Here is a 7,165-nt window from a genome sequence, read left to right on the forward strand (position 1 = left end):
CGCTATTTTTAGCATATTGATTATTATATTACATATTTTAACAAATCGTCAATAGTATGAACCTAAGTAGAAGATTCTTGTGCTTTTTTATTTTATATCAAAATTAAAGGAAACCATTACACCTGGGAAGAGATTTTTAACTTCCATAGTCCCCTTGTGAAGTTTGCAAATTTGTTTTGACACAAATAAGCCCATACCATGAGTTTGAACATCTGATAAATTTTCTTCATCAAGCCTTTTTATTACCCTCTCTTCAATTAGACCTTCTTCATCTTTAAAAGATATCCGCATCTTTTTATTCATTAGGTCATAAGTTATATAAGTTTTTCCTTTTCCATATTTAATGCTATTGTTTAAAATGTTTTCCAGCATCCTATAAAATAAATGATCGTCCATTTTAATTTTTATTTCTTTATTTATTCTATTTTCAAAAATAATTTCTTTGCTGGGATTTTCATTTAAACTATTTACAATTAATTTTCTTATAACAGAAATTGGATCCATATACTCAAAATGCTTATCACTTATGTTTTCAAGACTATTAGTCAAATTTAAGTCCTCTATAATTTTACTTATCTTTATAATTTGATTCTCCATTTTTTCAATTTCAACTAAATTCTCCCTTGTTTTAATGTCTTCCAGTTCCCAGGAAAGCTTTGTTAAAGGAGTCCTTATGTCGTGACTAATTCCTCTAAGCCAACTAGATTGACTTTTCTTTAGCTTGATATAATTACTATTTGCTTCATTAATTGTTTCAGAAATTTCTTTTAATTCTCCATCCTCTTGGAGCTTCTTATAATCATCGTCAAAAATATTATTTATAGCTTCTTGAAGAGGATTTAATTTTTTAAAAATGCTTTTAACTTCATAAAGATAAAACATATAAACTAATAGGACAAACAAGAGCATACTAATTATAAAAATAATAAAATCTATTTTTGCCAAATCATAATTATAATAATTAAAGGGAAACTTATCTAAAGAATTTTTTGGATAAGCTAAAACTAATATCCCATCCTTTACCACATAAGTAAAGACAGGATAATCATTTAGGTAATACCTAGTAAATCTTACAATATCACTTATGTCAAATTTATTTTTAACCTCTTTAGGTTTATTAAAATTCTCTACAACATTGCCTTTATTATCAATTCTTATAGCCCATATATCTTTTTTTTCTAAAAATGCAATATTTCCATTAGTAAGATAAATGTCATTAAATTTATTCTCTTCTAAAAATTCATAAACCTTACTTGGCTCTGTATATTTTTTAGAAAATTTAAAACTTGAATAAAAAATACCAATTAAGGTCGAAATCATTAAAATTAATAAAATTAGGACAAATAAGGCGAATTTCTTTAGTTTTTTAAAAAAATAATTTAACATTCTTTATTTTCTCCAAGCAATTTGTATCCCAAGCCCTTTACTGTAATAAGTATTTTTGGATTTGCTGGGTCATCTTCCAATTTATCCCTTAGTCTATAGATATGTGTAATAAGTGTATTTTCGTAGCCAAAACTTTCCTCCCAACACCTATCTATTATTTGGTCAATAGAAACAATTTTATTAATATTAATAGCAAGATAATCTAAAATTTTGAATTGTTTTGCCGTTAATTGTATTTCTTCCTCATTTTTCATTAAAATTGCCTTCTCCCTATCAAATACAATTCCATCTAACAAAGTAATTTTATCGTTTTTATTTTGATAAGTCCTTCTGAGAACTGCCTCAATTCTCCATAATAAATCTTCAGGCAAAAAAGGCTTCACAATATAATCATCAACTTCTAAACCAAAGCCTTCTTTTTTGTCATCAATACCACTCAATGCCGAAAGTATAATAACAGGCAAGGTGGATTTTTTTCTAAGTTCTTCTAATAAATCAAAACCACTGCCATCAGGAAGCATTATATCTAATATCATTAAATCTACTTTATTATTCTTAAGCTTAAAGCTTGCTTCTTTAATATTTTTTGCTGTCATAACATTGTTATAACCCTTGTTCTTTAAAAATTTATACATACTATTTATCAAATAAGTTTCATCATCAACTAATAGTATCCTTGCATCTCTAAAAATATTCATTCAGTTCTTTCTCCTTTAAGCCTATTTTATCACATAAAAATTTGATATTTATAATTGTGATGTAAAAGTTATCTACTTAAAATCTCTCTGTTATTATCCTTATTTATAATTAATTTGAAGTTGAGAAAGGAGCATATCATGACAAATATTTTAAGAATTGAAAATCTTACAAAATCTTATGATAAAAACACAGTTTTAAAGAATATAAATTTGGAAATCAATGAAGGAAGCATTTTTGGACTTATTGGCCCCAATGGAGCTGGAAAATCCACTCTTATGAAATCAATTCTTGGTTTAGTTAAAAAAGATTCTGGAAAAATAACTTTGTATGGAAAAGAAGTAAATGAAAAAAATCAAAAAGAAACAAATAAAAATTTGGGCTCTTTAATTGAAAACCCATCCTTTTATGACCATCTCACATCCTATGACAATTTAGATATTATCTGTGATATGAAAAATATAAAAAAAGATAATATTGACGAAATTTTAAATGAGGTTGGATTATTTAAAAGTAAAAATAAAAAAGTCAGAGACTTTTCTCTTGGCATGAAGCAAAGGCTGGGCATCGCCATAGCTCTCATTGGTAATCCAAAATTTTTAATCTTAGATGAACCCATTAATGGACTTGACCCCTATGGTATTGAAGAAATGAGAGATTTGTTTCAAAATATTGTAAAAAATTCAAATACAAGTATTTTAATCTCTTCACATATCTTGGATGAAATTGAAAAAATTTCAACTCACATAGGTATTTTAAAAAATGGAGTTTTGACTTACAGCGGTTCTTTAAAAGAATACAGAGACCTCCATCCACCAGTAATTATTTTAAAAACTTCAGATAATCTTAAGGCATCAAAGCTACTTGAACTTCCTCAAGGAAATATACTAGATGATTATTTAGTACTGGGAAATAAAAGTGAAGAAGAAGTTGCTAAAATAATAAAAACCCTTGTGGATAAAGTTGATATCTATAGAGTTGAAAAAAGAAAAGAAAGTCTTGAAAAATTATTTATTAAAGAAACAAGTTCTAGGTGATACCATGAAAAATTTAGAAATAAAAAAGAATAAGGGACTAAAATTAAATTTCACAATTTTAATTTTATTTGCCATACACTTATTTTCAATCCTTATAGCCTTCAAGACAAAAGACTTTCAAGTTAATGAGTATCCCCTTGCAAGAATATTAGATTCCTATCTAGCAATCTCTTTGTTTTTTAATCCCATCGCCCTATCATCACTTGTTAAAAAAGTAATAGAGATTGAAGAAAAGAATAATATGTGGCAAATGCAAATAAGTCTTGGCTTAAAAGTTCAGAAAATTTTGATTGATAAAATTAAAAACTTGTCCATAAAAGTTTTCTTACTACAAATTTTTGAGTGGTTGTTAATAATATTTTTAGCAAATAAAAATACAAACTTTGACTTAGATGTGGAGATAATAAAAAGAATAATAATTTACTTTTTAACAACTCTATCAATTAACATTTCAATGATATTGATCTTCACAATAATTGAGATTAAAAGTAAAAAGATTTACTTCTCCCTCTTCTTTTCAATTGTGGGAGCAATGTCTGGAATAATTACCATGCTAACATCAAAAGTTTTATCACAAATAAATCCATTTGGACTCTTTGCTACTATCTTAAATATAAATTATGTAAAAGATGGACAAGTCTACACACAGACTATGAATAATATAAATTATCTCACATTGCTTATAAGCTTAATTTATATAATCCTTAGTTTAATCTACATCGCAAGACTTAATAAATTTACACTCTCTAAGGACATATAGGAGGCATTCATGTTAAAAATAGAATTAAAAAAATTAAAATTGTTTTCACTCTTAACTACAGTATTAATAATTCCCTTGCTGGCAAATATTTTTGGAACAATAAATTATTTACTAAATCAAGAAGTCTTAAAAAACAAATGGGAAAGTCTTTGGACTCAAACATCACTGTTTTACTTTATGTTCTTTATAATACCTCTTATTTCAATTATCGTTTCAAGCCTATGGTCAGTAGAACATAAGGCAGGTTTAAAATTAATTAGGACAAGTCCAATAAAAAATATAAATTTTATTAAGGCAAAATCTTTTATTGCCTTTATAATAATAGCCTTCACTCAAATTTATTTTTTATTACTATTTGTATTAAGTGGTAAATTTATATGTGGCTTTAACATTGAAGGATTAGGGCTATACTTTTATTATGTTGGAATAAGTATCCTATCCTCCCTTCCAATTATTGCTATAATGAATTATCTGAGTTTAAAAACAAAATCTTTAGGCTTAATAGTTCTTATTTCAGTCTTAATTTCAATTTTTGGTTTTGGTCTTGTAGCACAAAATATAATTCCGTCACTTCAAAATATTGTAGCCTCAAGTAAACTTGCTATAACTACAAATCAATTTGAACTAATAAATAAAGTCGATGGAATAAAAATGCTTCTGTTCTCATTAATAGAGATCTTAACTTTTACAAAACTATCAAATAAATTTTTGAAGTATGAATAATTAAAAATTTTTTAAAATTTATTTTTTAAAAATATCCTTGACAAAAATATTTTATGTCTTTATAATCTCATTCATAGACTTTGAAGAGGAGAGTACATTGTAAAACTTTTCACAGAGAGATTTCATTTGGTGAAAGAAATCAAAAGGATTACCTTGGAACATGACCTTGGAGTTATCGCACCGAGACAAGTGTTTAGACTGCGACAGGTACGCCTGTTATAGCGTTCGGAGTATGTTGGTACTCTATGAGGTTATTTTAGCGATAAAATAATAAAAAAAGGTGGTAACACGAAGCACAGCTTTCGTCCTTTAGGGACGAGAGCTTTTTTTATTTTATAAAAGCTAGCTTATCAAAATTTTATTTTAATCCTTTGAGCTGACGACAAATTTATTTATTATTTATGGAGGACAAAATGACAAAGAAAAATTTAGGAACATTGTGTGTACAAGCAGGTTATGAGCCAAAAAATGGCGAACCAAGAGTATTGCCAATTATTCAATCAACAACTTTTAAATACGATTCATCAGAACAAATGGGCAAGCTCTTCGACTTAAAAGAATCAGGTTACTTTTATACAAGACTTTCAAATCCGACAAATGATGCAGTTGCAAATAAAATTGTAGCCCTTGAAGGTGGCGTTGCAGGAATTTTAACATCATCAGGTCAAGCTGCAAACTTTTATGCACTTTTAAATATTTTAAAAGCAGGCGATCATGTAATTTCATCATCAGCCATATATGGCGGTACTTACAATTTAATAGCTCACACAATGAAAGACCTTGGCATTGAATCAACTTTTGTTGATCCAGCAATTTCACTTGAAGACTTAAATAAAGAATTTAAAGAAAACACAAAGGCAGTCTTTGGCGAAACTCTTTCCAATCCATCACTTCAAATTTTGGATATTGAAACTTTTTCTAAAGCTGCTCATGACCATGGAGTGCCACTAATAGTTGACAACACCTTCCCTACACCAATTTTTTTGAGGCCCTTTGAATGGGGTGCTGACATTGTTACTCACTCCACTACAAAATATATGAATGGCTTTGCCAATTCTGTTGGCGGAGCAATAATAGATTCTGGAAACTTTGACTGGTCAAAGCACAAGGACAAATTCCCAGGACTTACTGAGCCAGATGAAACTTACCATGGGGTCATTTACACAGAAAGTTTTGGCAAAGCCGCTTACATTACAAAAATGACTACAACTTTAATGAGGGACCTTGGAAGCATTCCATCTCCACAAAATTCATTTTATTTAGGACTTGGACTTGAAACTTTACATTTGAGAATGCCAAGACATTATGAAAATGCCCTTGCAGTTGCAAAATTTTTAGAATCAAATGAAAAAATTTCTTGGGTAAGTTTTTCTGCTCTAGAAAAAGATTCTCAACATAAACTTGCTCAAAAGTATCTACCAGATGGTTCTTGTGGAGTAATTTCCTTTGGAGTTAAAGGCGGAAGAGATGCCGCAACAAAATTCATGGACTCACTAAAACTTGCAGCAGTTGTAACTCATGTAGCTGACTCAAGAACTTGTGTCCTGCACCCTGCATCCACAACTCACAGACAAATGAATGAAAAAGAACTTAAACAAGCAGGAATTAGTTCCGATTTAATAAGAATGAGTGTAGGCATAGAAGATGCAGAAGACATTATCGAAGACATAAAAGAAGCTTTAAAATCTATTTAATTTTTATCTTCATTATTTTAAATACTAAAAAAGAACTTGGATTTTATTTTTCCAAGTTCTTTTTACATCTTTAATTAAATTTTATCGAAATTTATTTTTTTAAATTAATTGTAACTGTCTTATTAACTTCATCCCATTCAATATCTTGATCAATGCCATCCTTAGTATTTCCATTTGTAAGTCCAAATACATTTGCTACATTGGAAATTGAAACTAGAATTCTTCCATTAATATTTAATGGTTTTGAATCCATTTTTATAACTTTTCCATTGGAAAGTAAAATTTCATCGCCATCAATTTGAATTTTTGCAACTAAATCATTATTTGTAAAAGTTGCAACTCTAGTTTGAGAATTCCATTCTACTTTAGCGCCGATCATTTCAGCAAGACTTCTAAGTGGTAACATTAGTCTGTCATTTTTTATTGTTGGCATTACATCAAGCATTCTCTTTTGAGTTACGCCATCTTTAACAAACTCATACTCAGTATTGTTTACATTAATTACATATTTTACTGATAAATCTTTTTTTGTTGTTTGTAAGTCTTTTTTATCTTCTGCCAATGTTCTATTTGATATATAAGTGTTTACCTTATATGTTCTAGTCCTATCATAGTTGTTTCTCTTTAAAGCTTGTAATCTATAATCAGGTCTTGGTGTAGGTATTGGCTTTTGTTCTGGCTTTGGATTAGGTTGAGGATTTGGTTCTGGCTTAGGTGTCGGTTTGTTATTTTCCTTTTTAGCAACAGTTAACTCTACTTGCTCAGACTCTTTTTTACCCTTTTCAACTTGAGTAATTATAACTTTCTCGTCCTTCTTTAGTTCCCTATCTAATGTAGCTTCCCATTTCCCATTGTCAAGAACTTTAGCC

General features: G+C 28.7%; 7 protein-coding genes and 1 other annotated feature. Of the genes, 4 read left to right on the forward strand and 3 right to left on the reverse strand.

Annotation, left to right across the window (positions count from 1 at the left end):
• Positions 1-87: 87 nt before the first annotated feature.
• Positions 88-1,386 carry a sensor histidine kinase gene (locus PTSHG_RS01710; protein WP_019107207.1) on the reverse strand — a complete coding sequence of 433 codons (1,299 nt, stop codon included), beginning with the start codon at positions 1,384-1,386 and terminating at the stop codon, positions 88-90.
• A complete protein-coding gene (locus PTSHG_RS01715; protein ID WP_019107208.1) occupies positions 1,380-2,084 on the reverse strand; it encodes a response regulator transcription factor in 705 nt (234 codons plus the stop codon). The genes PTSHG_RS01710 and PTSHG_RS01715 overlap by 7 nt, the downstream gene beginning before the upstream one ends.
• 138 nt (positions 2,085-2,222) lie before the next feature.
• On the opposite strand from PTSHG_RS01715, the gene PTSHG_RS01720 reads away from it, so the two are divergent.
• The 4 genes from PTSHG_RS01720 (at position 2,223) to PTSHG_RS01735 (ending at position 6,296) form a co-directional block, all read left to right on the forward strand.
• Complete coding sequence (locus tag PTSHG_RS01720) at positions 2,223-3,119, forward strand: ABC transporter ATP-binding protein (protein WP_019107209.1); 897 nt, start codon at positions 2,223-2,225, stop codon at positions 3,117-3,119.
• A gap of 4 nt (positions 3,120-3,123) precedes the next feature.
• The gene (locus PTSHG_RS01725; RefSeq protein WP_019107210.1) at positions 3,124-3,879 is read left to right on the forward strand and encodes an ABC-2 transporter permease family protein; all 756 of its coding nucleotides are present in this window, start codon (positions 3,124-3,126) and stop codon (positions 3,877-3,879) included.
• A 9-nt stretch (positions 3,880-3,888) separates the two neighbouring features.
• A complete protein-coding gene (locus tag PTSHG_RS01730; RefSeq protein ID WP_019107211.1) occupies positions 3,889-4,602 on the forward strand; it encodes an ABC transporter permease in 714 nt (237 codons plus the stop codon).
• A gap of 71 nt (positions 4,603-4,673) precedes the next feature.
• Positions 4,674-4,915 (forward strand) — a binding site (T-box leader).
• A 100-nt stretch (positions 4,916-5,015) separates the two neighbouring features.
• A complete protein-coding gene (locus tag PTSHG_RS01735) occupies positions 5,016-6,296 on the forward strand; it encodes an O-acetylhomoserine aminocarboxypropyltransferase/cysteine synthase family protein (RefSeq protein ID WP_019107212.1) in 1,281 nt (426 codons plus the stop codon).
• A 91-nt stretch (positions 6,297-6,387) separates the two neighbouring features.
• Here the strand turns inward: PTSHG_RS01735 and PTSHG_RS09045 are convergent.
• Positions 6,388-7,165 (reverse strand): copper amine oxidase N-terminal domain-containing protein (locus PTSHG_RS09045; RefSeq protein WP_019107213.1); only part of this gene is annotated, 778 nt, incomplete at its 5' end.

The organism is Peptoniphilus senegalensis JC140 (assembly GCF_000321025.1).
Classification (GTDB): Bacteria; Bacillota; Clostridia; order Tissierellales; family Peptoniphilaceae; genus Peptoniphilus_A; species Peptoniphilus_A senegalensis.